General features: G+C 64.8%; 3 protein-coding genes and 1 pseudogene. All 4 read right to left on the reverse strand.

The genetic code is table 11. The features are described from left to right. A pseudogene (nadE, locus tag EN884_RS28965) lies at positions 1 to 573 on the reverse strand (NAD(+) synthase); the annotation flags it as partial. Then, positions 570 to 2,114: a class I adenylate-forming enzyme family protein gene (locus tag EN884_RS28970; protein ID WP_063170506.1), complete on the reverse strand. Its 1,545-nt coding sequence runs from the start codon at positions 2,112 to 2,114 to the stop codon at positions 570 to 572. The gene EN884_RS28970 and the pseudogene nadE, both read right to left, overlap by 4 nt. Before the next feature lie 26 nt (positions 2,115 to 2,140). Next, positions 2,141 to 2,407 carry an acyl carrier protein gene (locus EN884_RS28975; RefSeq protein WP_013525356.1) on the reverse strand — a complete coding sequence of 89 codons (267 nt, stop codon included), beginning with the start codon at positions 2,405 to 2,407 and terminating at the stop codon, positions 2,141 to 2,143. A gap of 23 nt (positions 2,408 to 2,430) precedes the next feature. Next, positions 2,431 to 3,794: asparagine synthase C-terminal domain-containing protein (locus EN884_RS28980; protein WP_164895211.1), on the reverse strand; the 1,364-nt coding region annotated here is incomplete at its 5' end.

Raw genomic sequence — 3,794 nt, forward strand, 5'->3', positions numbered from 1 at the left:
ATAGTACTCGATCTGTTTGCGCGTGCGCTGCTTCATGTTGGTGGCGGCGACGATGCCGAGATAGACCGCCGCCGACATGCGCAGCTTCGTCTGCCGGCCTTCGGGGTCCTGCACCACCAGCGAGGAGATGTTGTAGCCCTCCCCGGCGAGCGAATTGGCGATGACGATCTTTGAGGCCCAGCCCGGCCCGTATTCCGGCACCAGCTCGCGGATGAAGGTATCCCGCCGCTGATAACAACCCATCGCGTGCAGCGTCGGGCCGATATCCTCCACGATCGCTTCGACGCCAAAGGTTTCGGCGGCCAGCCGGCCGAGGCGGAGGCTGTCGGGATCGGAGTCGCTTTCCGGCATGAACAGGCAGAAGACGTTCTTCGCGCCGACGGCGCGGGCGGCGAGCGCGACCGAGACGCTGGAATCGATGCCGCCAGAGAGGCCGAGCACGAGCCCGCGCTTGCGCATGCCGCGTAGCTGCTCGCGCAACCCGGCGACGATGCGATCGGTTTCCGCTGCGTTGTCGAGCGTCAGCGCGTCGGCCGAGAAGGCGGGACGGCTCGGGGCGAGGGAGAGATTCATTGTGCAGTCCCCAACGTTTCGGCCGCCAGCCTTCGGCTGACCTTTCCGGTATCGGTCTTCGGCAACTCGCGGCGGAACTCGATGAGCTTCGGCACCATGAAATCCTCGAGATGAACGGCGCAGTAGCGAATGATGTCCCGCTCGCTCAGGGTCTCGTCCGAGAGAACGACGAGAGCGGCAATGGCGTGGCCGAGCACCGGATCCGGCACGCCGGTCACCACGGCTTCCACGATGCCTGGATGGGCGTGCAGCACAGTTTCGACTTCCTTCGGGGCGACCTTTTCGCCGCGCGTCTTGATGATGTCGTCCTTGCGGCCAACGAAATAAAGGAAGCCGTCCTCGTCCGTCCGGAACAGGTCACCGGTGTGGAGCCGCTTTTCCCAGGGATGCGGCCCGGGACGCAGCATCTGCTCCGTGGCCACGTCGTTGCGCCAATAGCCCTGCATGACATGCGGGCCGCGGATGACCAACTCGCCCGCCACGCCCGGTGGCACGCGGTTGCCCACATCGTCGACCACGATGGCTTCCGTGTTGGGAATAGCGATGCCGACGGAGCCCGGCCGGCGGTCCAGCTCCTCCGGGGGCAGGTAGGTGCAGCGCTTGCATTCCGTCAGACCGTACATGGAAAAGAGCCGTACGCCGGGGAACAGCTCGCGCAGCCGGGCGATATGCACCGGCGGCAGGGCGGCGGCGGTGTTCGAGATATAGCGAAGGCTCGGCAGGAAACCCGGCGCCAAATCGCGCATCTGCAGGATCAGCGCCGCCATCGTCGGCACCAGCGGGAAACCGGTGACCTTCTCGGCGCGGATGCGCTCGAAAATGGCCTGCGGAAAGGCGAATGATTTTTCGAGGACGAGGGTCGCGCCGAGCTTCGTCGCCATCAGCAGTTGATAGAGGCCGTAGTCGAAAGCCAGGGGCAGGACATTGAGGATGATGTCGTCACGGGTGTTGCGCAGATAGGTCGTGATGGATTCGGCCGCGGCATCGATATTGCGATGCGTCATCATCACGCCCTTGGGGCGGCCGGTGGAGCCCGAGGTGTAGATCAGCATGGCGAGGTCGATATCGATCCCGCCATGGCGAATGGGCACGGGCGCGACCTTGAGACAATCCTCGAAGGAGGCAGCGCCATCCGGCGTATGGCTGGATGGCGCTTGCGTCGACGCGACGAAGAACGGCCGGTCCGACAGCGCACGCGCCTGGATCACGACAGGCATCAGCTTGGCCTGAGTCAGGATCGCCGCAGCCTCGCAATCGTCGATGACATAAGCGAGCTTGTCGGCCTTGGTGGAGGCGTTGATCGGGCTGAAGGTCGCGCCCGCCTTGAGAACCGCGAAGATCGAGACGGCGGCTTCCCAGCAATTGTCCATGAAGACGAGAACGCGGTCGCCGCGCTGCACGCCATTCTCGGCGAGAGCGGTCGCAAGCCGGTTCGACAGATCGTCGAGCTCGTCATAGCGCAACCGCTCCCGGTCGGTGACAAGCGCCGTCTTCGCGCCATGCGCGTCCGCGTTCGTGATGAGGAATTGCTCGACCCGCATGAGCTCGGGCCTTCCGCTGCCAGCCGTCACGCCGCGACGAGCGATGCGGTCTTCGCTGTGATGAAGGCCGTGATGCGCGCCAGTGAATCGAGGTTGGCCGGCACGATATCGGCGTCCGCAACTGTGATTCCGCAATGGTCCTCGATAAAGGCCACCAGTTCCAGAACGCCGGTCGAATCGATGATGCCGTTCTCGATCAGCGAGTCCGTATCGGCGAGGGCGTGGGTGGTGTCGCCGAACAGGAAGTTCTCGATGACAAAGGCCTTCACTGCGTCTTGGATCGTATCGGTCATGTCGTTCGCTTTCCTTGGTGGTGTCAGGCGGCCTTTGCGTTGCAAATGCCTGTGCCGGTGAAAGTCGTCAGCCACAGCTGCGTCGACAGGATGCCGACAAAGGCCGCGTTGTCGCGAAAGCCGGAGGCCGGCTGGCGGCTGCATTTCTCATGTAGTTTTGCCACTGCCTTCGGATTGAAGAGCCCGCCGGCGCTGACTGCGGCGTCGCCCAGGGCCGACTGGACATAGTCCCTCGTGCCCGGCCCAACGAAGGACTGGCTATCCGGTGCGCGATAGGGCTGCTTGGTCCGCCGGCCGATGGCGGCCGGCAGCAGGTCTTTGGTCGCCTCCCGCAGAATATGCTTCTCCACGAGCCCCTTCAGCTTCATCTCGGGAGGAAGGCCGGCGGCAAACTCGACCAGATGATGGTCGAGGAAGGGAAAGCGGCCCTCGATGCCGTGGGCCATCGCCATGCGGTCGCCCTGGCTGGACAGGATGTAGCCAGGGAGAAGGAAGCGGGCTTCCAGATATTGCGCCTGGTGCAAGGGATGCCAGCGGGCGAACGCCTCGGGCAGCCGCGCGGCGAGCTCCTCGGCGGCGTCATATCCGGACAATGTGGCACGCAGATCGCCCGAGTAGAACAGCTTCGTCGCCGCCGTGCCGTCGAACCTCGGCCGATGGGAGAACAGCGGATCGTCAAGCGTCGCGCCGCTAGCCCCGAAGAAGGAGAACAGGTACTCGGCCGATTGCTGCCTCAGGCCCGGAAGATAGGGGTAGAGCTTGCGGAACAGATGCGGCCGGATGCGGGAGCCGGACTGTCTCCCGCAAAAGCGCCGAACCCTGGCCTCCTTGAAAATATCGTAGCCGGCAAAGACTTCGTCGGCGCCTTCGCCCGTCAGCACCACTTTCAAACCGGCCTCTCGCACGAGGCTCGAGAGCTTGTAGAGCGGGGCAGGGGCAGTGCGCAGGATCGGCCGCTCCGTGAAACGGATTACGTCGGGGAAGACGGCGGCGATATCGCCTTCCCCGCAGGCGACGGCGCTGTGATGCGTGCCGAGCGCGCGGGCCATCTCGAGCTGGAAGGGGCTCTCGTCATGTTCGGCGCTATCGAAGGTGACCGAGAAGGTCCTGAAACCACCCGGCGCCATGCCCGCCGCCAGCGCCGATGTGATGGAGGAATCGAGGCCGCCCGAGAGATAGGCGCCGACTGGCACATCGGCGCGCATGCGGATGCGGGTCGCCTCCGTCAGGAGGGCGCGCAGTTCCTCGGCCGCGGCACGCTCGTCCCGGTGCCGGGGCGGCGCGTCCCGGTCGGGATACTCCAGACTCCAGTAGGGCCGGGTCGAGACGCTGCCCTCTTGCACGATCATCAGGCTTGCGGGTTCGATCTCGTAGATGTTGCGGAAGG

The sequence above is a fragment of the Mesorhizobium sp. M7A.F.Ca.AU.001.01.1.1 genome (genome assembly GCF_004022735.1).
Classification (GTDB): domain Bacteria; phylum Pseudomonadota; class Alphaproteobacteria; order Rhizobiales; family Rhizobiaceae; genus Mesorhizobium; species Mesorhizobium ciceri.

Bases quoted from the DNA above. Each gene is read 5' to 3' on its own strand.
- EN884_RS28970 (WP_063170506.1), bottom strand. From the start codon at position 2,114: ATGCGGGTCGAGCAATTCCTCATCACGAACGCGGACGCGCATGGCGCG.
- EN884_RS28975 (WP_013525356.1), bottom strand. From the start codon at position 2,407: ATGACCGATACGATCCAAGACGCAGTGAAGGCCTTTGTCATCGAGAAC.